Source organism: Ruania rhizosphaerae (genome assembly GCF_009805705.1).
GTDB classification, from domain to species: Bacteria; Actinomycetota; Actinomycetes; order Actinomycetales; family Beutenbergiaceae; genus Ruania; species Ruania rhizosphaerae.
This window is the reverse complement of record NZ_VSMB01000001.1, coordinates 21,792-45,185: the sequence shown is the minus strand read 5'-3', so window position 1 is coordinate 45,185 and position 23,394 is coordinate 21,792. Positions and strand designations below refer to the sequence as shown.

The following is a 23,394-nucleotide window of genomic DNA, read 5'->3' as shown; positions in this document are numbered from 1 at the left end:
TCGCGATCTGGCTCGCCTGTCACAAAGATCGACCTTAGGGAAGGCTTGAACGGTTGTACACACATCCGTGGGCCTGGGTACCGAAACTTCGGTACCGATTACCGATGGCCCAGCTGTGGGCGGTTCCTACGCTGACGGCGGACGGGCTCGAGAAGGCGGCCGGCCACGGCCGTGCTCGGGACCCGCGCCAGCGTCGGTTTCGCCCTATCAAAGGATGTCCAGTGCCCACCTACACAGCGCCCGGCGTCTACGTCGAAGAAGTCCCCTCGTCGCAGAAGGTCCTGACCGCCGCTCCGACGGCCGTGACTGCCTTCGTGGGATTCACCCAGTCCGCGCCCTCCGATCCGGACGATCCCCAGGGCCTCGCGCCCCGGCTGGTGACGAGCTGGTCGCAGTACGAGAATCTGTACGGCGGATTCGTCGATGGTGCGATGTTGCCGCTGGCGGTCTACGGCTACTTCCTCAACGGCGGGTCCCTCGCTTACATCGTGCGGGTGCCGAACGCCGAACCCTCGGGTGAGGTCGCCACCCGGGCGCTGCCGGCCGCTGACCGAGCGCTGGGTCAGCCACTCACAGTGGAGTCGATCGCTCCCGACGCCGATCTCATCATCGCGATTGAGTCCGCCGACGCGCCGGATGATCTGGAGGGACCGACACCGTTCTCGTTGACGGTCCTGGAGAACGACGAGGTGGTCGAGACGTTCGCCGATCTCACTTTTGGGGGCCCGCGCGACGCCGCCACGATCGTGAACGAGGGGTCGACCAAGGTGAAGGTGAAGGTCGAGATCGCCGAGGATGTCGACGTCGAGCAGCAACTGGAGCTCCTCAGGCCCGGAATGTACGAGCTGGAGAAGGCTGACCCGGTGAGTGTGCCGGTCACGCCGCGCAAGTTCGCTGGTTCCGAGACCGCGCGCACGGGTATCAACGGACTCGCGCTCGCCGAGGACGTCACCATCGTCGCTGTCCCTGACCTGGTCACGGCCGCCACCAAGGAGGATGGTTCGCTCGACCTCGGGATGTGGAAGTCCGTGCAGACGGCGTTGATCGCCCATTGCGAGCAGCACTCCAACCGGATGGCGCTGCTCGATGCTCCACCTGGCCTGAGCCCACAGGCGGTGCGGGACTGGCGCGCGGACGTCGCGCAGTACGACTCGGGCTTCGCCGCGCTCTACTACCCGTGGATCAAGGTCGACAACCCCACCGGGAGCAACGGCACAGCCGAGATTCTCATCCCGCCGTCGGGCCACGTCGCTGGGGTGTGGGCCCGCACCGACGAGAGCCGGGGGGTCTGGAAGGCGCCCGCGAACGACACGATTCGGGGCGTGCTGGACGTCGAGCAGTCGATCACCCAGAACGAGCAGTCGATCCTCAACCCGATCGGGATCAACGCCATCCGTCCGTTCGGCATCCGTGGAATCCGGATCTGGGGTGCGCGCACGCTGTCCTCGGACACCGACTGGCAGTACCTCAACGTGCGTCGGCTGTTCAACATGGTGGAGTCGACCATCCTCGAAGGCACGCAGTGGGCGGTCTTCGAACCCAACGACACCGCCCTGTGGGAAGGCGTCAAGCGCACGCTCACCGGATTTCTCCACGGTCTCTGGCAGGAAGGTGCCCTCTTCGGTGCCACACCTGACCAAGCGTTCTTCGTCCGCTGTGATGAGACGACGAATCCACCTGAGTCCATCGATGCAGGCAAGCTCGTCGTCGAGGTCGGTCTGGCGCCGGTCAAGCCGGCGGAGTTCGTCATCTTCCGCGTCAGTCAGAACAAGTTGAGCGCTTCCTGACAGCCGCGCGTCACCCCTGACCCGAGCTTGACCCCATTCTGAGGAGCACACCCATGGCTGGCCTGTTCACCGCCGACCCGATCATCACGCAGAACTTCTTCCTGGAGATCGACGGCAAGGTCGTCTCCGCGCTCATGACCGTCTCCGGGCTCGACGTCGAAGTCGGCGTCGGGAAGTCCACCCAGATCGGAGATAAGGGGCAGAAGCAGCAGGTGAAGTTCCTCGGCCAGACAGTCGAGGTTCCCGATCTGTCACTGACCCGGGTGGCCCCGGCGGACATCGACAACGACGAGCTCTGGAAGTGGTTCAAGAAGGTGCGCGAAGGTGGGCTGGCTGGTGAGCGCGCCAGCAACCGCAAGAACGGATCCGTCGTCCTCTACGACGCTGCGAGCACGGAGGTCGCCAGGTTCAACTTCTTCAACGGCTGGCCGAGCAAGATCGCGACCGATCAGTTGTCCGTGGATGGATCGGATGCACTGAAAGAGACGATCACGATCGTCATCGAACGTCTTGAACGGATCAAGTAGGCGTGCGTACCAGCTATGAGTTCACCCTGCCGCGTGGCTACGTCGACGATCACGGCACTGTCCATCGCGAGGGCACGATGCGGCTCGCGACCGCGCGCGACGAGCTCGAACCGTTACGCGATCCGACGATCACAGGATCGGACGACCCGCGACTGACCGTGCTCGTGCTGGCGCGCGTGGTTGAGCAGCTGGGATCGCTCGGCCTCGTCACGCCGCACGAGATCGAAGGGCTGTTCGCGGCGGATCTGGCGTTTCTGCAGGACTTCTACGGAGTGATCAACTTCGGCACCGAAGCAGAGTTCGACGAGTTCGTCGCCGCGCAGGCGGTCACCGAGCCGCCGTCCGCGCAGTCAGTGCCGGCCGACCACGCGCCCGTGGAACGAGTGCCGGAGGAAGGGGGGCCGGCAGAACAGGACCCGGGGGCAGGCGACATCGCCTCGGCTTGGCCGCCGAGCGTTTCAGACGTTTCAGGCGTTTCTGCCGACTCTGCCAACTCTGCCGGCCCGCACCGGGCGCGCCGGTCGGCCATCGAGGAGATCTCCGGCGAGACCAGGTGATCGCCGGATGCTCCACTATCCACCGGATGCGCTCTGGCAGGAGATCGCCTACCTCGCCTATCACCTTCACTGGCCGCTCGAAGAGTTGCTGGACCTCGAGCATCTCGACCGGGTGCGCATGGTCCGTGCGGTCTCGGCAATGAATGAACACGCGTGGGAGATGGTCCGTGAGAACGCCTGATCTGGCACCGCTCGGTGGTGAGCCCTCGACGTCCAGCCGCTTCCTGTTCGAGGTCGACGGCGTGGAGATCGGCATGTTTCGGGAGGTCTCGGGATTGCAGTTGGACGTCGCGGTCGAGGAGTACGTCGAGGGCGGTCAGAACTCCTACGTGCACCAGCTCCCGGGGGTGATGCGCTGGCCCCACCTCGTGTTCACCCGCGGGCTGGTGCAGTCCGACGCGCTGTTCACCTGGGTGGCGAAGAGCTCGGGCGCGGGCTTCTCTGGCAACGACAACGTGCTGACGCGCGCCACTGGGGCCGTCACGGTGATCAACCACACCGGCGACCGGTTGCGGTCGTGGGAGCTGGAGGGTGTGTTCGCCGTCAGCTGGAGCGGGCCGCAGTTACTCGCCGACTCGGATGCACCGCTGAACGAGACCCTTGAGGTCGCACACAACGGATTCCGTGCGGTGACGGCATGACAGGGGAGCCGGAGCAGGCAGCGACTCAGGAACCGGACCAGGCTGATCGGCGCCTGGACGGCGCGGTCTCCGTGGGCGGGCAGATCGCGGAGCGCTATCGGCATGCCGGCCCCTGGGGAGGGCCGCGCCCGAGCAGGATCGGGGCACTGGCCGCCTCGTCGATGCGGTTCGTCAGCGGATGGGGCCGGCCGGCCGCCGTGCGCCGGGCGCTAGCCACGGATTGGCCCTCCCGCAGCGCGGACCTGGGTGGGTTCGAGGTGGGGCCACCTCGCTGGTGGTTCGGCGCCACCCCAGCGGACGGTCGGTTGCCCGCCCGTGGTCTCCGGCGGGCCGTGGGTCCCGTTCCGGACGAGGCGTCGCGTCGGCCCGGTGGGATCCCGGCCACCATGACGGCGCAGGCGGTTCCGATGCAGCTGCCCGAGGAGGTCACAGCGGCCGGCCGGATGACCACCCCGGCCGACGCGCGCGCACGCCGGGTGGTCCGCCGTCGCCCACGCTCCGCCTCCAGCGGACGCCAGAGTGGGCAGGCTGGGCAGAGTGGTCTGAGCAGACGGAGCGGGCAGGCTGGACCGGGCACCAAGAGCGGACGGAATGCGCACAACGGACCGGGCGGGCACGGCGACGAAACCGGCGGCGATCCTGAGATCGGGCGAGCCGGAGGGGACCCGGCTCCCATCGTCGGGCCTGAGAGTCCCGACGGCGCCGGAGGGGCGAGTGCGGCCGGCGGCGCCAGGAGGGATGCCGGAGTGGAGGAAGGCCGGCTGTCGGGTGGGAGTTCGCCCGCCGCGGGACCCCCGGGCTATACATCGACGCTCAGCGCATCTGCTGTTGCCCTGACCTCACGCCTGGTGCGGCGCCGCGCCCGGGCCACGCAGGCCGTGGCGTCGGCGCGGATCCCCAGCAATCGGCAGCGCCTCGATGCCGGCCCGGCATCCGTCGTCACGAGCGTCGTGACCAGGGCTCCTGCGCGGGCGAACGCGACCAGATTGACGAGCAATTCCGTGGTGACCAGAAGCGCGCCTGAAGTCGCATCACCTGGCCGGGCCGCCGACGACGTCACACCACCAGGCATGGCGCCACCCGCTGGTGAGCCGCCGCAGCGCGGGACCACGCGCGATGCCGGCGGGCAGGCGATACCCGATGCCAGCGCGTATGTACCCGACGGGACGGCGCGTGCCGGCAAGGAGGCAGTGGCCGCAGTGGCCGCAGGCGGCGACAGCGGACCAGGGTCGCTCGCGCAGCGGTCCGGTCGTGTTCTCGGGCCGATCACGAGAGCAGCACGAGTACTGGATCTCCCCAGAGGTTCTGTCGCCGCGGTATCGGGAGCAGCGCAGAGCGTGGCTGCTCTCGGACAAGCACGGCCTGCGGCCGTATCGATAGTCCGGCGCATGAGCGTCCGCGGCCGGTCCACTGTCGGCGCGATCTCGGCGTCCCGAGCACCCTCGGCGGGCGATCCCGGCGCGGTGCCCGTCGAGATGACTGCGTCTACCGAAATGAGCGCGTCGACCGCGATGAGTTCGGCCACCGAGGCGGCTGCGGGAGGTGTGCCCGCGCAGCATGGCCCCACGCGGGCCGCCGGAGATCGCGACGCATCGCCCGGAGGGCTGCCGGACCGCGTCTTCAGCGCGCGTCCGGACCGCATGGGGGCCCCAGCACCGACAGGGCTGGGCACCGCCTCGCACCGACTTCCGGGCGCCGGTCCAGCTCGCCTGTCGGGTACCGGCCCAGCTCGGCTGCCGGGCACCGGCGGTCCACATCGCCTTCCTGGTGCCGGACATCATCGCACCACCACGATCAGGCGCCGCTCCTCGACCGGCCTCGGGATCGACGACCCGCAGCTGCGCCATCGTGGCGACCGCGCGCCCGCCCGGCAGCCGCTCCAGCTGGGGTCGCATCGATGGGGAGCCTGGCAGCCGGCAGCAGACCCGGCACCACCCGGCGGTGCGGGATCTGGCCGCCGGAGCGCCTCTCGCGAGCCGGGCACCCGGGGAGTGATCGGCGGGCACCGAGGCATGCCCGCTGCCACCACAGTCACGCCGGTGGCGGCCAGCATGGACGACGTGATGGGCGGCCGGCCGGCCCCGGGCACCCCAGCGGGAGGGACACCCGGCGGGCTCCCGTCCGGAGGGGTGGCGACGGCCGGGTTTGCCGTGCTGCCACCACGCCTGGCTCGCCCCCCGGCACACGCCGCCACCCCGCTCGATGCCGGCAGCCAGAACGGTGCCGGCCCCCACGACCGTGCCGACCTCTACACCCGTGCCGGCCTGCACGGGTCGCGGGGATTGACCGGGCCGCCCGGTTCGGCTGGTTGGACAAGCTCGGCTGGTTCGACCAGTTCGGATGGTTCGGCCGGTTCGCATGCGCAGTACCGCCGAGGCTCCGGACCACCCCCACCGCCGTCCGCGGCCGGATCACCATCGACGTCATCGATCCCCCGCCGCCGAGAGGAGACTCCGATGAGCATGAGCTATTCGTTCCTGCCGCCCCAGGAGCATGAACCCGGTGGCAGCGGTGCTATCGCTGAGCCCTCCTGGGTGCGGAACCTCGAAGATCGCGTCCTGACCCGGGTCGATGAGTGGCTCGATTCCGAGCTCGACGATCGGGTGCTGGCCGTCGTCGAGGAGAAGGTACGTGAGGAGACCGAGCGACGAGCCTGGCGCCGCGGGATGGAGGTGTTCTAGGTGGCTGAGACCGCACCGGTGAAGGCCTTCCTCGAGGTCGAGGGGGGCGAGAAGCTGCCATGCTTGTTCAACCCGGCCCAGCTGCATCTGACCAGGGGCAACCGCTGGGAAGCACGGACCCGGCCCGGCCGCGGTGTGCCACGCCTGCGGTACGCCGGCTCCGAACCTGGCTCGCTCGCCGTCGACCTGTTCTTCGACACCACGCACGACGGCAGCCCGGTCACGAAGTACACCGGCCGGATCGTGCAACTGATGGAGATCGACCCCTCGCTGCCCGGGTCGGACGCGGCCAGTGGAAACGCACGTCCTCCGGCCGTGACCTTCCACTGGGGTGATCTGCACTCCTTCAAGGCCGTGGTGGCCTCGCTCGACCTCACGTTCACGTACTTCGCTGCCTCCGGCACGCCACTGCGTGCCCGGCTTGCCCTGGTGCTGCGCCAGTACGAGGAGTCACGCGCCTTCGGGCCGCAGAACCCCACCTCGGGGACCCCGCAACCTCAACGTGTGCACCGCGTGCTCGCGGGGGAAACCCTCGATCGCATCTCCGCCCGTTACTACGGGGATGCGACCCGCTGGCGCGTTCTGGCCGATGCCAACGGCATCGCCGATCCGCTGGCTGTCCGGCCCGGGACGATGCTGGCCGTGCCACGGGTGGAGGCGCCATGACGGCGCAGGCGCACCAGGACCCGCATACCCAGACGCAACTGCGGGTGGAGATCGACGGTACCGAGCTGCGCACTGAGCTCGCTGACGATCTGCTCGAGGTCCGGATCGACACCGGTGTCCGGACGATCGGGCGGGCACAGGTGCGTCTCCTCGACCGAGGGACGTTCGCCGACGGCGTGGTGGAGCTGGGAAAGGCGGTCACGATCTCATCGGTCTCGCCCGCTCAGGTCGTGTTCTCCGGCACCGTGACCAGTGTCGAGCTCGAGGCGACCGACCGCGGTGCGACCGTGACCGCCACCGTGCACGACCAGGCCTATGACCTCTCACGGGATCGTGCGGTGACCACGCACCAGAAGATGTCCGATGCCGACATCATCCGATCGACGGTCGAGGGGGCAGGGCTGCGTGCTGATGTCGACCTCCCCGGCAGTAGCCACGAGTGGGCGTTCCGGGCCGACTCCCGGCTCGGCCTCGTGGACGAGATCGCGGGCAGGCTGGGCTGTGACTGGGCCGTGCTCGAGGAACGGTTCGCGATCTGGCCCGTCTCGGGATCGGCACCCTGGGCACGGCAGGCACCCGTCCTGGACCTCGGCGTGGATCTGCTCGGGTTCACGGTCCGGCACGAGGAGACCGGTCCGAGCACGTTCACGGTCCGTGGGTGGGACCCCGAGCAGCAGGGGAGTGTGACGGGGAGCGCGACCACCAGCACCCCAGGCGATCGAAACGGTTTCGCTCCGGCCGGCAGCGGGAAGAAGACCGAGGTGCTGGCGACCCGGCAGCTGTCCATGACCGACGCGGAGGCGACGGCGGTGGCCGGCGGGCTGGCGGCCGCTGCCGGCCGGGTCAGCGGGAGAGGACGAGGCGCCTTCGTGCCGGGGTTGTGGCCGGGAGGGCTGGTCACCATCCGGTCCGCGGGCAGCGCGGACGGGACCTACTACGTACGTGAGGTCTCGCACCAGGTCGACTCCACGTCGCTGCGCACCACCTTCGTGGTGGGGGACCGGCCACCGGTGCGGCTCACCGATCCGTGGCGCGTACCGCCGTCGGCCTCGAGCCTGCGACACACCGGGATCACAGTCGCACGGGTGGACAACATCGACGACCCGGACCAGCGCGGCCGGGTCCGGGTGGCACTCGAAGGCGTCTCCGACTCGGCATCCTCGTCGTGGGCCCGGGTGCTCTCCCTCGGCGCCGGACCCGACCGGGGCCTGGTGGTGCTCCCCGAGGTGGGGGATGAGGTTCTCCTAGCGTTCGAGGACGGGGACGTGCGCCGTCCGGTCGTCCTCGGCGGGCTGTTCGGGAAGCAGAGCACCGTCCCCAAGCCGGCGCTCGGCCCGAACAGCTCCGAGGTGACCACGCGCCACTTCGTCTCCAGGGAAGGTCATCGGATCGAGATCGCAGACGGGAAGGCGGATGCGGAGCAGTACGTACGGATGGCCCTGGCAGGAGATCGCAGCTACGTGCGGATCGGCAAGGACAAGACCGAGATCTACGCTGCCGAGAAGCCACTGGTGATCACCTCTGGTGAGGGCTCCGCCGCCGCCTCCCTCACATTCGATGGGAGGGGGAATCTCACGATCAACGCCACGAGCATCACCATGAAGGCGAAGCAGTCGCTGACCCTCGAAGGCATGGACGTCGAAGCCAAGGCGTCGACGACGTTCGAGGCGTCCGCGAAGACTCGCGCCGTCGTGACCGGGACGAGCACCGTCATCAAGGGCAGCGCCAGCACCGAGGTCAGTGGCGCCGTCGTGAAGATCAACTGAGGTGCCCGCGATGAACGATCGACGCCAGGATGCGGCCAACTTCGTCGGACGCGGGTTCGCGTGGCCGCTGCACGTCGACCACACCGGAGCGATCGCGATGTCCCGCGACGGGGCGGGCCTCGACGACGCGATCCGGGTGGTGCTGCTGACGGCCCCGGGAGAGCGGGTGATGCGTCCGGCCTTCGGGTGCCGGATCTGGGACCTGCTCTTCGAGCCGGTCACGGCGAACCTGCTCGGGCTGATCCGCGAGGCCGTCCGGGACGCGCTCGCGCAGTGGGAGCCGCGGATCGAGGTCATGGACGTCAGCCCCGTGCAGGACGAGGAGCAGGCCGGACTCGTGCGGATCCACATCACCTACCGCACCCGGTCGAGCAATGACCGGCGCAACCTGGTCTATCCGTTCTACGTCATTCCCCGTGAGGAGTCCTGATGCCGATCGAACCGCCGGATCTGGACGATCGCCGCTTCCAGGACATCGTCGACGAGACCAAGCGCATGATCCCGAGGTTCACTCCCGAGTGGACCAATCACAACCTCTCCGACCCCGGAGTCGCGCTGATCGAGCTGTTCGCGTGGATGAGCGAGACGGTGCTCTACCGGGTCAACCAGGTGCCGGAGCGGCTGTACGTCCATTTCCTCAACCTCGTCGGCGTCGAGCCGTTCCCACCGAGCGTCGCCCGCACCGACATCATCTTCCGGCTGTCGGCACCGGCAACGCGTTCGGTCGTGGTGCCTGCCGGGACCGAGGTGGCGACGACGGCGGGCACGGGGGAGTCCTCGGTCGTGTTCACCACCTCGGCCGAGACGACGGCAGAACCACCTGAACTCGTGGCGGCCCACACGCGCGGCGCCGACAGCGAGCAGATCATCGACGTCACCGAAGCGTTACGCGTCCCCGGCCAGGAGGCTGTGTGCTTCTCCGAGTCGTTGATCGAGGGTGATGCTCTGTACCTCGGCGTGCGTCGCTCGCTCGCGCGACACGTGGTGCAGCTGGACGTCGCAGCACACGCGGAGGGCATCGGCGTCGATCCAGCGCGGCCACCGCTGGCGTGGGAGGCCTGGACCGGTGACGCCTGGGCACCGGCACAGGTGGAGCAGGACACCACGGGCGGTCTGAACACCGACGGCCGTCTCGTGCTGTTGATCGGACCCGACCATGCCTCCCTGGTGCTGGGAGGAACGGGAGCGTTCTGGATCCGGGCCCGGCTGCTGAGAGCGACACCGCAGCGGCCCGGCTACGAGGCATCACCACGGATCGGGGCGCTCACGGTGAGCACGGTGGGCCTCAGCGTTCCGGCGGAGCACTCCACCGCCGTCGGAGGTGAGGTGCTGGGGCGCTCGTCCGGGGTCCCGGGGCAGGTGTTCACGGTCTCGACCGCTCCCGTCGCCGCCCGGCGTGAGGACGAAGGGGTGATCGTGGCCGATGTGAGCGGGTCCCACCGCTGGACCGAGGTCGCCGACTTCGCCCGGTCCGGGCCCACCGACCGGCACGTGGTGTGGGACTCGGCGACGGGGGAGGTCCGTTTCGGCCCGGTGGTGCGCCAACCGGACGGCAGCAGCCGTCAGTACGGCGCGATCCCGGCCGATGGGGCGACCGTGCGGGTCACCGGCTACCGCACGGGCGGCGGGTCCCGCGGCAATGTCGGTGCCGGCACCCTGACGGTCCTCCGGTCGGCGGTTCCGCTGGTGGCCTCGGCCGTCAATCCCCGCTCGGCGGTCGGAGGTGTCGACGCGGAGACTGTCGAGGAGGCGAAGGTGCGTGGCCCGCTGTCGCTGCGCAGCGGACAGCGCGCCGTGACGGCCGGCGACTTCGAGCAGGTGGCCCTGGAAGCCTCGGTCGAGGTGGCTCGCGCCCGTTGCCTGCCGACTCATGCCAGCGGGTCGGGAGTGGTCCAGTTGCTCGTGGTGCCGACTGTGCGGACGCCGATCCAGACCCACGTCATCGACGACTATGCGCTGGATACCCAGCTCTTCGAGGAGGTGGCGCGGGCGGTCGACGAACGGCGCCTTGTCGGGGTCCCGGTCGAGGTGGGCACGCCGTATTACCAGGGGGTGAGCGTGGCGGCGTTGGTGCGCGGGCTGCCGGGCCGGCCGGCCGCTGCGGTCCGTCAGCGTGTCACCCAGGCAGTGACCCGGTTCGTGCATCCGGGGGTAGGCGGCAGCGACGGTGTCGGCTGGCCGTTCGGGGAGCCGTTGACGGCGGCAGCCCTCACCCAGGTGATCGAGTCGGTCGACGGGGTGCTGGCGGTCGACGAGCTGCAGCTGTTCGCCTACGACCTGCGTAACGGTCGGCGCCTGGGTGAAGGGCGCGAGCGTCTGCCGCTGAGCGACAACGCCCTGTTTCTCTCCGCCGAGCACCGGGTGGTGATCCGGTGACCAACCCGGCGATCACGGCACACCAGCCGAACGCACCCGAGTCGGTGGTCGGCCACTCGGCCCGCCAGGACGACTGGCTGGTCGGGCAGCTTCCGGCCGGCATGCTCGCGGACGACTTCTTCGTCCGGTTCGTCCGGATCTTCCAGGCCGAGGCGCAGACCCTCCTCTCCCACGCCGACACCCTTCCGCACCTGGCTGACCCCCGCCTCGCCCCGATCGAGATGGTCCGGTACCTCTCCGGGTGGCTCGCCGCCCCCGAGGTCGACGACGCCTACGGGCCCGATGCGCAGCGCCTCATGCTGCTGACCGTCGCCAAGACGCTGCCGTGGCGTGGCACCCGGAAGGCGTTGGCGACCATGCTCGAGCTGTATTCCGGGGCACCGGTCACCATCGCCGAGAGCGGCGGCGTCTACGACCAAGGACAAGCCCCCGACGGCGCATCCTGGGTCCGGTTGGAGGTCACCTCGACGGGGCCGCTGACCGAGGAGGACTTCATCGAGCTCGTGCTCGACGAGGTGCCTGCGCACGTGGGGGTCGAGATGGTCGTCGCGGGCCGGCAGATCTGGCCGGCGACCGGGGCGGCAGCAACGGCAGGGAGGCGGGAGCGATGACGGCGACCGGCACCAGCTGCGAGATCACCTGCCCCGAGTGCGGCACGATCACTGCCGTGGGCGGCGGACGTGCCGCGAGCGACTTCTGCCCCTCCTGCGACTATCCGTTGTTCTGGGCGCAGCCGAGCCGGGCCACACGGCCTGCAGCAGCGGAGACCGACGGCGCCCTGAACCGAGCGCCCGGCGCGTCAGGGACGACGGTCGCCTCCGTGATCGCTTGCCCGGAGTGCGCCGAGCAGAACCTCGCGAGTGCGAGCACCTGCGTGCGCTGCGGTTCCGAGCTGCATCCGGCGCCGCCACCGGAACCCGAGCCGCCGCCGGCACCCGCACCGGTGGTCCTCAACCCGCCGGCGCAGATCGTGCAGTGTGACCACTGGCCGACCTGGCTGGTCGTGCTGATCTCCTCGGTCGTCACCACATTCGTGACCGCTGGCGTGGTGATCGCCGTGTTCCTGATCTGGGGCTGAATGGGCTGGTGCCATCCCATTCTCCTCGGGGTCGCCTCGTTCGCACTCCCGCTCACGCTCCGGTGGTCGCTCTCACCCCCCGGAGCTGTCACCGCTGCCGGGGTCGCCCTCGCCGTCGGGGTCGCCCTCGTCCTCCGCATCATCTGCCCCCTCCGGATCACCCCCACCTGCGGAGTCGCCCTCATCCGGTTCGGTGAGCGTCAGTTCGGCGGTCACGGGCGAGCTGGCTGTCCAGCCGTCGGGTAGCGTCACTGTCGCCTGCAGCTGGTACACGCCCGCAGCCCAGGTGGAGGTGTCGATCGTGATCTGTCCGGTACCAGCGGTCAGGTGCACGGTGTCCAGCTCCGTCCAGCCGCCCTCGCCCGGACCCTGCCGCCTCAGCGCGACGGTGCCACTCGGCGGGTGCAGGGTCGCGTCGCTCTCCGCGGACACCGTGATCGTGGCGGTGACCTCATTCCCGATCACGACTGTCGTTGGCGCAAGCTCCAGCGCGGTCGTCGTGGCGATGTCGGGCGGGTTCAGGCTCACCCGGGCGAGCTCGCTGGCGACGCCGTTGCCGATGGCTACCGGGTCGATCGTCGCCTCCCAGTCGGAGTCCTCCTCGATCGCGGCCTCCAGGTTCCAGCCGACGGCAGGGAGATAGATCACGGTGTCGCCTGCTCCGGTGATCAGTGTGGTGGTGACCGTCTCGGCGTCAGTGCCGTCAGTGCCGTCAGTGCCGTCAGTGCCGTCAGGACTCGCGGTGACCGTGACCCGCGCCGGTGGGGTCAGCGGCCCGGTGACCGGGGCGACCTGTAGTCGCAGTTCGGTCTCGGCGATATCCATCGTGGTCGTGACAGGTTCGGCACTGCCGTCGCCGGCAGCGACCTCGATGTCGCCGCTGGTATGGGTGCCGTGGTGACCGGCCGGGCCGGCCACGGTAGCCGCCCACGTGCCTACCGGCACCTGCTGGAAGGTGACGGCGTAGGTGTGGTCGCCGCTGCGGGTCACCGGCTGCGGGCCGAAGGTGAGTTCCTCGCCCTCACCCTCGGTCGTGCCCGTGAGGGTGACCAGGGCGCCGGTCAGGTCGGTCTCGTTGGTCGAGTTCAGTGTGATCTGAACTTCTCGAGTGATCAGCGGGATCGTCAGGTCCAGGGCGAGGCTCTGCCCGGCGAGCACGCTGACGGTTCTGACGGGTGTCACATCGGTCGCGTCGGTCCCGGAACCCTCCTGAACCACGACCTGATGAACACCGGCCTCGATGTCATCGGCCAGGTAGGTGCCGTCAGCGTTGATGCTGACGCGCCGGTCGTCGACGCCATCGCTCCTCAGCATCACTGACAACCCCTCCTGCCCTCCGTCGACCGGCCGAGTGGAGCCGTCGGGCAGGGTGCGCAGGACCTGGCCCTGGATCGAGCCCGTGGGAGCGGTGATGGGGACTTGGAGCTGCTGCGGCTGGCCGGCCTCCATGGTGACCGGTGTGCTCACCGGCAGGTAGCCGGACCCGCTCACGAAGAGGGTGTAGCTGGTCGGCAGCAGATCGTCGAAGTGGAAGGTGTTATCAGCGGTGTCGCAACCGGTGGTTCCCTCCTGGCACGGGGTGACCGACCGGAAGCCGTTGGGGGTGGAGAGCATGAGCACGACGTCGAGCGACTCGTCCACCGGGTCCATGCCGTTGGTCACGGTCACGAACAAACTCGCAGGGTCGGGCTGCAGACCGAGCGTGACCGTGGTGATGGGTTCGCCCCCCGGCTCCTGCTGTTCACCGCCGGAGAGGGTGACCTCAGTGGCGGCATCCCCGTGGTGCTCAGCCTCGGCCGACACGTCCCATTCACCGTCGACCAGCCCTTCGTCCTCGACAGTGCCGGTGACGGCGAAGCTGCCGTCGTCGCTGGAGGAGGTGGTAAACCTCGTCCCGTCGTGACTGGCATCGACTGTCGCTCCGGGGAGATCCTGGGTCCAGCCCTCCTCGAGTACGGTGACGACCTCACCGGTGATCGTGCCCAACTCGTCGACCTCGATGGTGAGAGGATCCGTGCGCCCGGGCTCGACCGTGATCGATTCGGACAGGTGCCGGTAGCCCGCGATCCTGACATCGACGTGGTAGTCACCTGCCGGCAGCGTGCCGAAGTCGAGGATCCGCTGGCTCGGCCCCGCGGTGTGCTCGAGCTCGAGGTCGCCGTCTGGGTCGCGCAGGGTCATCACGGCACCAGGGATCTCCTCCCCGGTCTCGCGGTTCGCCGCCACCACCTGGACCTGTGCATCCTCCAGCAGCTCCCACGTCGGTTCAGGGGGCGGACCGTCTGTGGTCAACGGCACGTCGAACTCCGCCGTCGAGGAGGCATATCCGTCCAGCGTGGCGCGGATCTCGTACGTGCCCGGGCGAATCTGACCTGATCCCGGGGCATCTGTGTCGGAGAAGGTGACGCTGCCGTCGGGCTCGGCCCGAAGCGAGAGGTCCCCCACCCCGGGTGGGGCCTCGAGCACCTCGAAGCGCGTGCCCTCGACCACGCCGTCAACGTCTGGGGCGATGGCCACTGAACCGGAGAACTCCTGCGCCTGTGGGGTGAGCATCACGCGCGTCAACGATTCGAGCGGTGCGTTGCTCAGCGTCACGGATTCGAATCCGGCGGCAGCGACATGGATCGTCCAGGGGTCCTCGAGCACCGGGACGGTATGTTCGCACCCCGCGTCGGAATCAGCACAGATCTCCGCGGTGCCGTTCGCGTCGGTCACCACGTTCCACGTGCCCGGAATGGGTGCACCGTGAAAGTAGGACGCCACTCCGATGATCGTGATGGTGGCGTTGGGCACCGGCTCGTCTTTCGCCGGCTCGCGCTGATACCTCACCGACGCGTTCACCATGTCCTCGTTCGAGGTGAGCACCAGCTGGATCGAGAGCTCCTGGTTCAGTCCGATGGTCACCTCGGTACTGTCCAGGGCCTCACCTCCCTGGTCCTCCGATGCGGCGATGGTGTAAGTGCCGGGCGCCAGGCCGGTGAGCTGGACGGAGCCGGTCTCGCCGACCTGTTCCTCGGTGACCACCTCCGCTCCGCTCTCCCCGTCTTGGACCGCGCGGACCCAGGCTCCCTCGGCCGGGCCGCGTGAGGAACCGTCCGAGCGGGACGCCGACACGGAGACGATGCCGAGGCGCTCGATGAAAATGTCGTGCCGTTGCACCTCCCCTGCACTCAGCGTGAGAAGCTCCGGATCCGGCACCAGGTGGTCCTCGGAGAGACCGGTCACCGAGACCTCGTAGCGGCCCGCCGCGAGCCGGTCCATGCGGTAGGTGCCGTCGGTGACCAGCACGCATCGTGAGGTGGTGGTCGCGCACTCGGTCTCGGCCGGGCTGCAGGGATCCTCGATCGTCCCGGATTCATCCACCGAGCGCGCAACCACGCACACCCCGTCGGGCAGGAGACCCGTGCGTGCCTGCACCGATCCGGTCAGGGAGGGGGACGGCACGAGCGCCACCGTCTCGGCGCGGACCTCGGTGGCCATCGGTACTGTCACCTCCACCTCGCCCGGCTCATAACCCGGGGCGGTGATCGTGACGACGTACCGACCCGGAAGCAGGCCCGTCACCGTGTCGCTGTCCGGGGGCAGTGTGTACTCGGCGTCGCGGTCCACCGTCGTGGAGAGCAGGTGGCTCTGGCCCTCGATATCGACCGCCCGCACCTCGGCCGTGATCTGACAGTCCTCGCCATCCGCCAGCACTGGGCAGGTGATCCTGTCGCCGGTGGTGAAGTCGGTGACGCGGCCGGTGATCGAGGAGGTCGCGACGAGACCGTCACCGACCAGGGTGGGCAGTGTCAGGTCGACCTCCACCGACCCGCCCGGGCGGACGATGACCTCGGCGTAGCTGGTCTCGTGGCCGAATGACTCGGCAGAGAGCACGTAGGTGCCGGCATCGACACCGGAGAACCGGAACGTGCCCGAACCGTCCGAGGCCGACATCGTCTTGTAGACCGCGGTCGTGTCCGAGCCATGGGTCAGGGTGAGCCCCGCCGCAGTGATACCGGCGCCGGTCTCGTCTGTCACCGCTCCCTGGACGATGCCACCCGAGGAGGTCATCGGGATCGTCCATCCACTCACGCCGTCGGTGGTCAGTCGCACCTCACGTGTGACGGTGGTGTACCCCTCCCCGGAGATCGTCACCGTGTAGGTGGCCCCGACCGGCAGTCGCGGCAGCAGGAACGCTCCTGCGCCCTCCCCCGTCAGGGTGGTGGCGGTCCGGGTGGTGGTGCCGTCGGTTGCGGTGACGGTGATGCCGCCCAGTCCGCTGCTCTCGCCGAGGCTGTTCAGCCCGGTGACCCGTCCGCTGACCGAGGCGACCCCGGCGTCGAGCGTGAGGTCGGCGGTCCGTGCGCCGGATGCCGGCAGCGCGATGAGTTCTGCCTCGGTGCCCAGATCGGGTGAGGACGCCTCGACGAGGTAGGTACTGGGTGTCACCAGGCCCTCGACCTGCCAGCTGCCGATACTGCCCGTGGTGGCTGACCGGGTCGTGATGGTCGTGGTGCCGTCGGTCAACGTGATCTCGGCCCCACCGACCGGGCCGCCCGGTCCCCGCACTGTTCCGGACATCGCACCGTCGCCCGCCTGCAGGTCGGTCTCCAGCGGGGTGGCGGCAAGCTCGGCACCGGACATGACGACGCGTTGGGTGCTGTAGCCGGGCTTGGTGATCGTCACCAGGTACCGCGAAGCGGCCGTGAGGCCGGCCAGGGCCCAGGCGCCGTTCGTGTCGGCGGAGGTGGTGAGTCGTTGCGGTGTTCCCGACGGTGTGATCGGCGCCGTTGGCGCCGCCGGGACAAGCGTCTTGCCCGGGGCCGCTCCGGGCTGCGGTCCGGCGTCCGTCGTGGCCGCCGAGGGCCACAGGCTGGCCGTCGGAACGATCTCGATGGCCGTGTCCTCCGGTGCCGCGCCGGTGATGACGCCCGAGACCCGCACCCCTTCCTCACCGTCGTCGCCCTCGCCATCGTCCGGGTCGCCGTCTGCCGGGCCGGTTCCTTCGCCTCCGGACGAGTCGCCCTCGGATGCGCTCCCTCCGGAGGAGTCGTGCTCAGATGAACCCGCCCCCGGATCCTCGCCGCCTGCCGTCGCCGCCACCGTGGGGCCCTCGTCGGCGGTGAAACGGTCCGCGACGTAGGGAAGGGCGACCAGCAGCCCAGCCAGCCACACCGCCGCCACGGCGACGACCGCCGTCACCCGCATGGCGCCGGCACTGAGCAGCGCGCCTGAGGTGAAGCTCGCCTGCGCGTGACGAGGGGCCGCCTGGCCGGTCGCCGTCACCTCGTAGGAGTGCCGCGTCCGGGATCCGACCAGGCGGATCCTGCGTGGACCCACCCGTGCCGGCATCCGGACGGTCTCGGCCGGCCCCAGGTGCAGCCGCGTGGAGTCCAGGTTCACTGTGAGCGACTGATCGGTGGTGCTGCTCAGACCCACCTCCACCGGCGTCGCACCGGTGTTGCCCACGACCACCTCGACCCGTTTGCGTCGGCGGCCACGGCTGTCGGCCGGCTCGACTGCCAGCACCAGATCGCTCGCCCCGTCCACGCGGAGAGTGCCCTCGGCGAGTGTGCGTTCGACTGTGTCGGCTGTGCCAGCCGTGTCGACTGTGCTGCCTGTGCCGTGGGTGGCTATGTCGTCGCTGGCCTCGACGGTCACCAGGAAGGGGTAGGTGCCCGCGACGGCACCCTCCGTCGGGGTGATCGGAAGATCGACGGTGATGGTCTCGTCCGCCGCTGCCCCGACCTGAACGGGTGCCGGCAACCAGCCGTCGTCGAGCCCGATGATGCCCACGTGCAGACGCCGGGAGCCAGGTGCGAGGTTACGAGCGTGGACCTGCACGGTCGCCACCCCGTTGGCCGGCGCATGCGCGCCGGGGACGATCGAGACCGTGGGTGCCTGTGGCCCGCTGCGGCGTGACTGGCTCATGAGGTTCCTCCGCCGGACTCGGTGGTGCCACTGATGTCGACCGTGCGGTCTTCGCTGGCCTCGAGCGTGAACGGGGGCGAGGTGCCGACGATGCTGCCGGTGGGCGTGCGCGCCTCCAGGACGTAGTGCTCCGGTGCCGCGACGTCCTCGATCACGAACCGTCCGGCGCTGTCGGTCCTGGTCTGAGCCACCGGTGGGGCGGAGGTCCCGTACTCGTCGGCCCGGTACAGCGTGAGGCTGCCGTCGACGATCGGTTCTCCGCCCGCGGTCACCGTGCCCCCGATGCGGGCCGGCGCCACGAGCACCGGATCGAGGGTGTGGTGTTGAGCGGCATCCAGCTCGATGATCTCGGAGGTGGGCCGGGTGCCACTGCGGGTGAAGGTCACGGTGTAGGTGCCGGGCGGCAGATTCTCGATCTGGTACCGGCCGACGTCGGCTGTCGGCACCGACGCTGTCGTGACCACCCGGTCGGCCGCCCCCGAACTCACTGTCACGACGACGTTGCCCACTGGCTGCGCCGCTGCGCCACCCCGTGTCTGCCGCACCAGTCCGGACAGGCTGGCCGTGGCCGACCGCATCGCGACGTCGATCGAGGTGGCGCTGGCCTGGGAGGTCACCACCCCGAACGCGTCGACACTGACCGAGAGCACACGCGACTCCAAGCCCTGGCGGGCGAAGGTCACGGTGTAGTCACCAGGGAGCGGGACGCCTGCCAGCTCCCACGCACCCGTCGGCGTGGTGGACCGGGACACGGTCTGCAGGGTCGTCACGCCGTCGGAGACCGTGACGAGAACCCCGCCTGCCCCCTCGCCCTCCAGTGTCACCGTGCCGGCGAGCGTGCCATGGTCGGGGCCCAGCACGACGTCCACACCCGTGAACTGCTGACCGGCCGTGAGCGTCACGGTCAATGACGCCGGCGCGTAGCCCGTGGCGGATACCGCGATCGTGTACGTGGCCGGCGTCGGCAGCTCACGCAGAACGAAGCCGCCGGTCTCCCCTTCGGTCAGGCTGACGGTCTCGACCCGCGTCTGGCCCGAGGTCGCCACGACCGTGGCACCGCTGATCGGTCCCTCCGGTCCGTCGATGGTGCCGGTGATCGAGCCATCACCCAGCGTCAGACTGAGAGCGATGTCGTCACGGCGTTCACCGGCCGCGAGGTCGATGCGCTGGACGGAGGTCGCATAACCAGGTTTGCTCACGACGAGGTCGTAGACCGCAGGGGACGGGAGGTCGGCGACGTCGAATGTGCCGTCCTCACTGATCGGGACGCTGCGCACCAGGGCGCCACCGCCGGTGCCGTCGGCCGGCGGATCGTCGGCGGCCGGCTCGACCTCACCCTCCAACGGTTCCTCGTCCAGCGGCAGCTCTACCCGCAACGACGCACCGCTGACGTCCTCACCGCTGACTGCTCCAGCGACCTGCGCCGGAACGCCTCCGACGATCACCAGGAGATCCTCGATCGAGCCACCCTCGGCCAGGGTGAGCGGGGTCGCATCGGCGGCCGTCCCCGCCGTCGGGTACCAGACCTCGGCGAAGCCGGCTCCTCGAACCCGCAGCAGGAAGTCACCGGCCGGCAGCTGGGTGAGGCTGAACTGCCCGTCGTCGTCGGTGGCGGTGGACAACAACGGGGTGCTGGCGTCCTCTGCCGGGAACAGCTCGACCGACACCCCGGGTGCGGTGGCTCCCGTACTGATCTCGACCACGGAGCCGGTGACCTCGGCCCGGCCAGCCTCGGGTTCCTGCTCACGCGCCTGAGCGACCTGCAGGGCCAGGTCACGGTCGGCGGCGGACTGGGCCGCGATCGAGCTGAGTGCGATCGTGATCACCGTCGCGAACACGGTGATGGCCGCGATCAACCCGACGAGGCCGAGCGCTGCCCGGGAGAGCCGGGGCCGCTGCACGAACATGCCCGCGGCGGCCGGGACGTGGTCGGCGTCGGGCAGCCCCGGACCGGAGGCCCGCACCGTGAACGGGCGTAGTGCCGCATCCCCCAGGAACGGCCGCCGCGCCTTCGCCCTCAGGTCCACGGTGGTACTGGCTCCGGGTCCCAGCCTCACCTCCCGGGGCTGGAAGTCGAAGGTGGTGCGGTCCTCCGGGTCGAGCGCTTCCAGCCGGAGCAGCTGCACCGTGTTGCCCTCGTTCGAGACGGTGCAGCTGTACCCGGCCGACCGGCCGGCGGTGACCGTCGCAGGGTCGAGATCGACCCGGGCGTGCGGGGCGGGGGCAACGTCGACCACCGCCTCCTCCACGCAGATGCGGGAGGGATCGCCCAGGTCGGTGACCTGGATCGCGACTGCCCGGTCGCCCGCGGGAGAGCGGTCGGGCAAGCGCACGGTGAGCTGCGCCGTCGTGGATTCGCCGGGAAACAGGCGTGGTTCCGGTTCGTCACAGGTGACCCACTCGGGGTCCACCCCGAGTGCGCGCAGCGAATAGCCGCCGATGACCTCGCTGGTGTTGGTGACCGTGACCAGGAACTCGCTGGGCATCCCGGGGACCGCCGTGACGCGCCGCGGTGTGATATCGACGTGCATCTCAGCCGCCCTCCGGTAGCGGCAGGTCCTGGACGGCCGGCGTCCCCTGCTCCACGTCCACGATCGCCGTGGTCACCGCCACTTGGTCGCGGACCAGGGACACCGTGTAGCTGCCCGGGGGCAGATCGGGCAGGAGGTAGGAGCCCGCCCCTGCGCTGCCACTGGCGGTCGAGGTAGTGCGATACACGTTCGCGCCGTCGGTGGCCTCCACCTGGACGCCGGCGACACCCCCGTCGGAGTCGGTCACCTGCCCCTGGATCGTTCCGTACAGCTCGGCGAGGGTGACCTCGATGCCCGACGGCGGAGCTTGCGTCATGTCGACCGGCGTGGAGGCAGAGACGTAGCCCTCCCGGGTGAACGTCAAGGTCACCGTGGCCGTGCCCTGCACCCCTGGCAGGACGAACGCGCCGACATCGCCTGCGGTGAGCGTGGTGGTCGACACGGTGCCGGCACCGCCCGCGCTGACCTCCACACCGCCCACGCCCCGGCCGGATTCGTCGACGACGCGACCGGTGATCGTTCCGGCGCCCCCGGAGAGAGCGACGTTCACCCCGGTGTTCGACTCACCGGCGCCGAGGTCGACGACGACGCTCTCGGTGCCGTAGCCGTCCTTGCTGACGGTCAGCACATAGGTTCCTGGGGTCGGGAGACCGGCGATCACGAACGAGCCGACCTGCCCGATCGTGGGAGTGCCGACGACGATCTCCTCACCATCGAGGGTGGTCGACACCTCCACACCCCCGAGTCCCGCAGTGCCGTCTGTGCCGTCTGTGCCGTCTGTGCCGTCTGTGCCGTCTGTGCCGTCGGTGACCGTCCCGGCGATCGTGCCTGCGCCGGTGCCGAGGGTGACGTCGAGCGCGAGCCGTTCCTGCCCGCCCAGGACCGTCTCGGTGATGCTCGTGGGCTGGTACCCGTCCGCGGTGAAGGTCAGGTCGTAGGTTCCGGGTGCGACGAGACCGGTGAGCTCGTACCGGCCCTCGCCATCGGTCTGGACCTCGAGGGGTGGGAGATCCTCCGCCGCCCAGGTGGGCGTCGCCGTCACCGTGACCTCGGCGTCGTCGACGTCACCGGTGCTGACCCTCCCGGCGATCGAGGCCGGGTCGCCGGTCACCACCAGGTCGACCCCGTCGGTCACCTCCTGCGCCGAGGCCTGGACCGGCGTCGCGGTCGATTCCTCGGTGCTGGAGGGATGCCACACGGTCTCGTACCCGGGTGAGGAGACGCGCACCAGGTACTCACCCGGGAAGAGGCCTGACAGGGTGTAGGTGCCGTCGGTCTGGCTGGCAGCCGAGGAGACGAGGACCAACCCGTCGGCCGACTCCCGGAGCGCTTCGACGTTGAGGCGACCGACGCCCGCGGGGTCGTCGGCGCCCTGCACTGTTCCGGTGATCGTGGCACCGACGCCGACCGGCAGCAGACCGTCCTTGCTGACAGCGCCCGCAGGTGCGGCGCCCGTGGCTGGATCGGCAACACCCGCACCCTCAGCACTGCCGGTATCGCCAGTGCCGCTCATGCCGCCATCCCCCTCAGGGCTCGCAGCGAAGAATGAGGCGGGTGCGACCCGGGTGGGTGGATCGGTGCCGAGCACCTCGCGCATGCCGACCAGCATGGCGACCGCCCACGCCGCCAAGATGGCCATCAGCACCAGCATCGTGATCACGCCACGGCCGAACACCGGGCGTTGGCGCAGCGTGAGCGTGACGTCGGCCGTGGTGCCTTCGGCCTCGGCCACCACGCGGAACGGCCGGTCCTGGTCGGTGCCGAGCAGCTGGCGCGGGCCGCGCGCTGTGACGGCTGTGACCGCTGTGCCTGCGATCGGGACCGACAACGTGGCAGGGGCGATGGACGTGCGCAGACTCCTGTCCGTATCGAGGGCCCGCAGCGCCAGATCGAGGGTGGTGTTGCCGGTGTTGTCCACCGTGACCTCGAAGATCGCCCGGCCGCGGGTGCGCACCAGCGTCGGCCTCGCGGAGATGGACGCTTCCGGCCGGGGCGGCACCGTCACCTCGACGTCATGGAAGGCCTCGGTGCTTCCAGCGGCGCGCCCCTGGACCACCAAGGTCACGTGGTAGTTGCCCGCTGGAAAGGTGTCGGGAAAGGCAAGTTGGACCTCGAGGCGTCCTTCGGCCTCGGGAAAGAGGGTGAGCTCCTCCGGTTCGCTGCGTGTGGTGACGCTCGCGGGGAAGCCGAGCGTGCGGACGCTCAGCGTGTCGATGACGTCGCTGGTGTTGACCACATCGAGCGGAATCACACCGGCCGAGCCCGGGGCGATCTCGGCGCGATCGATGACGCTGTCGATCCTCATGGCGCCCCGGGCCTCGGCAGCACGGCGGGTGCCACCCGGTCCACCACTGGTGCGGCGTCCTGCCAGGGGTAGGCGTCCGCGGCGACGGTGGCGATCAGCACGAACGACGCCTTCAGGTTCCCGCCGAGGCCGCCCCAGACGTCACGGGGCCGGTTCTTCTCGTCGTTGGCGACGGCGAGCTGGACGGTGGAGTCCAGGGAGAGGCTCAGATGCTCGGCAGGGATGGTCGGATAGGTCAGTGCCCGGGTGAGCACATCGCTGAGCAGCTCGTGCTCGTCGCGTGCCGAGCCGGCCCATGCGCTCACGAGGAACGACAGCTCCACCATCGGCAGGGCGAATCTGCGGGCCACCCGACCGGAGGAGTCCCGCCGATCCGGCTGCATCATCGGGGGTTGGGCGGACCGGCCCACCCCGTACAGGAACAGGTTCACGGTGAGCCGGTTGACCGTGGCCGACCAGGTGCTGTTGGGGGCCTCGAAGGAGATGTCGCCGTGCTGACGTTCCAGCGGAAGGGCGGCGCGCAGCAAGTTCTCGATGCCGTCCTCGACAGCAGAAATCAGCACCGT

General features: G+C 69.7%; 16 protein-coding genes. 12 read left to right on the top strand and 4 right to left on the bottom strand.

Annotated elements, in window-relative coordinates:
* The first annotated feature begins 221 nt into the window (after positions 1-221).
* From FV560_RS00165 to FV560_RS00115, 12 genes are read left to right on the top strand one after another with little or no spacing between them, the layout of a single operon-like run.
* Entirely contained in the window at positions 222-1,787 is a 1,566-nt protein-coding gene (locus tag FV560_RS00165; protein ID WP_159618062.1) for a phage tail sheath family protein, read from the top strand.
* A 53-nt stretch (positions 1,788-1,840) separates the two neighbouring features.
* Positions 1,841-2,314, top strand: a complete 474-nt coding sequence (locus FV560_RS00160; RefSeq protein ID WP_159618060.1) for a phage tail protein — start codon at positions 1,841-1,843, stop codon at positions 2,312-2,314.
* Positions 2,315-2,316: 2 nt separating this feature from the next.
* Positions 2,317-2,871: a hypothetical protein gene (locus tag FV560_RS20010; protein WP_200837457.1), complete on the top strand. Its 555-nt coding sequence runs from the start codon at positions 2,317-2,319 to the stop codon at positions 2,869-2,871.
* A gap of 7 nt (positions 2,872-2,878) precedes the next feature.
* The gene (locus tag FV560_RS20005) at positions 2,879-3,052 is read left to right on the top strand and encodes a DUF6760 family protein (protein ID WP_175477073.1); all 174 of its coding nucleotides are present in this window, start codon (positions 2,879-2,881) and stop codon (positions 3,050-3,052) included.
* Positions 3,039-3,512, top strand: coding sequence for a phage tail protein (locus FV560_RS00150; RefSeq protein ID WP_235019837.1), 474 nt, complete (start codon positions 3,039-3,041; stop codon positions 3,510-3,512). The genes FV560_RS20005 and FV560_RS00150 overlap by 14 nt, the downstream gene beginning before the upstream one ends.
* Positions 3,509-6,193 (top strand): hypothetical protein, encoded by a 2,685-nt coding sequence (locus FV560_RS00145; protein WP_159618058.1) that lies wholly within the window; start codon positions 3,509-3,511, stop codon positions 6,191-6,193. Before FV560_RS00150 ends, FV560_RS00145 begins: the two co-directional genes overlap by 4 nt.
* Positions 6,194-6,859, top strand: coding sequence for a CIS tube protein (locus FV560_RS00140; RefSeq protein ID WP_159618056.1), 666 nt, complete (start codon positions 6,194-6,196; stop codon positions 6,857-6,859).
* Positions 6,856-8,625: a phage baseplate assembly protein V gene (locus FV560_RS00135; protein ID WP_159618054.1), complete on the top strand. Its 1,770-nt coding sequence runs from the start codon at positions 6,856-6,858 to the stop codon at positions 8,623-8,625. Before FV560_RS00140 ends, FV560_RS00135 begins: the two co-directional genes overlap by 4 nt.
* A gap of 10 nt (positions 8,626-8,635) precedes the next feature.
* Positions 8,636-9,055 (top strand): GPW/gp25 family protein, encoded by a 420-nt coding sequence (locus tag FV560_RS00130; protein ID WP_159618052.1) that lies wholly within the window; start codon positions 8,636-8,638, stop codon positions 9,053-9,055.
* Complete coding sequence (locus FV560_RS00125; RefSeq protein ID WP_159618050.1) at positions 9,055-11,001, top strand: putative baseplate assembly protein; 1,947 nt, start codon at positions 9,055-9,057, stop codon at positions 10,999-11,001. The genes FV560_RS00130 and FV560_RS00125 overlap by 1 nt, the downstream gene beginning before the upstream one ends.
* Positions 10,998-11,612 carry a phage tail protein gene (locus FV560_RS00120; RefSeq protein WP_235019836.1) on the top strand — a complete coding sequence of 205 codons (615 nt, stop codon included), beginning with the start codon at positions 10,998-11,000 and terminating at the stop codon, positions 11,610-11,612. Before FV560_RS00125 ends, FV560_RS00120 begins: the two co-directional genes overlap by 4 nt.
* On the top strand, positions 11,609-12,079 hold the full coding sequence (locus tag FV560_RS00115; RefSeq protein WP_159618048.1) for a hypothetical protein: 471 nt from the start codon (positions 11,609-11,611) through the stop codon (positions 12,077-12,079). The genes FV560_RS00120 and FV560_RS00115 overlap by 4 nt, the downstream gene beginning before the upstream one ends.
* 72 nt (positions 12,080-12,151) lie before the next feature.
* Here the strand turns inward: FV560_RS00115 and FV560_RS00110 are convergent, their stop codons facing one another.
* From FV560_RS00110 to FV560_RS00095, 4 genes are read right to left on the bottom strand one after another with little or no spacing between them, the layout of a single operon-like run.
* Positions 12,152-17,992, bottom strand: coding sequence for a carboxypeptidase regulatory-like domain-containing protein (locus FV560_RS00110; RefSeq protein WP_159618046.1), 5,841 nt, complete (start codon positions 17,990-17,992; stop codon positions 12,152-12,154).
* A complete protein-coding gene (locus FV560_RS00105) occupies positions 17,989-20,523 on the bottom strand; it encodes a carboxypeptidase-like regulatory domain-containing protein (protein WP_159618044.1) in 2,535 nt (844 codons plus the stop codon). Before FV560_RS00105 ends, FV560_RS00110 begins: the two co-directional genes overlap by 4 nt.
* Position 20,524: 1 nt before the next feature.
* Complete coding sequence (locus tag FV560_RS00100; protein ID WP_159618042.1) at positions 20,525-22,828, bottom strand: carboxypeptidase-like regulatory domain-containing protein; 2,304 nt, start codon at positions 22,826-22,828, stop codon at positions 20,525-20,527.
* On the bottom strand, positions 22,825-23,391 hold the full coding sequence (locus FV560_RS00095; protein ID WP_159618040.1) for a Pvc16 family protein: 567 nt from the start codon (positions 23,389-23,391) through the stop codon (positions 22,825-22,827). The genes FV560_RS00100 and FV560_RS00095 overlap by 4 nt, the downstream gene beginning before the upstream one ends.
* Between the last annotated feature and the right edge of the window lie 3 nt (positions 23,392-23,394).

Bases quoted from the DNA above. Each gene is read 5' to 3' on its own strand.
- FV560_RS00160 (WP_159618060.1), top strand. From the start codon at position 1,841: ATGGCTGGCCTGTTCACCGCCGACCCGATCATCACGCAGAACTTCTTC.
- FV560_RS20005 (WP_175477073.1), top strand. From the start codon at position 2,879: ATGCTCCACTATCCACCGGATGCGCTCTGGCAGGAGATCGCCTACCTC.
- FV560_RS00145 (WP_159618058.1), top strand. From the start codon at position 3,509: ATGACAGGGGAGCCGGAGCAGGCAGCGACTCAGGAACCGGACCAGGCT.
- FV560_RS00135 (WP_159618054.1), top strand. From the start codon at position 6,856: ATGACGGCGCAGGCGCACCAGGACCCGCATACCCAGACGCAACTGCGG.
- FV560_RS00130 (WP_159618052.1), top strand. From the start codon at position 8,636: ATGAACGATCGACGCCAGGATGCGGCCAACTTCGTCGGACGCGGGTTC.
- FV560_RS00125 (WP_159618050.1), top strand. From the start codon at position 9,055: ATGCCGATCGAACCGCCGGATCTGGACGATCGCCGCTTCCAGGACATC.
- FV560_RS00115 (WP_159618048.1), top strand. From the start codon at position 11,609: ATGACGGCGACCGGCACCAGCTGCGAGATCACCTGCCCCGAGTGCGGC.
- FV560_RS00110 (WP_159618046.1), bottom strand. From the start codon at position 17,992: ATGAGCCAGTCACGCCGCAGCGGGCCACAGGCACCCACGGTCTCGATC.
- FV560_RS00105 (WP_159618044.1), bottom strand. From the start codon at position 20,523: ATGCACGTCGATATCACACCGCGGCGCGTCACGGCGGTCCCCGGGATG.
- FV560_RS00100 (WP_159618042.1), bottom strand. From the start codon at position 22,828: ATGAGGATCGACAGCGTCATCGATCGCGCCGAGATCGCCCCGGGCTCG.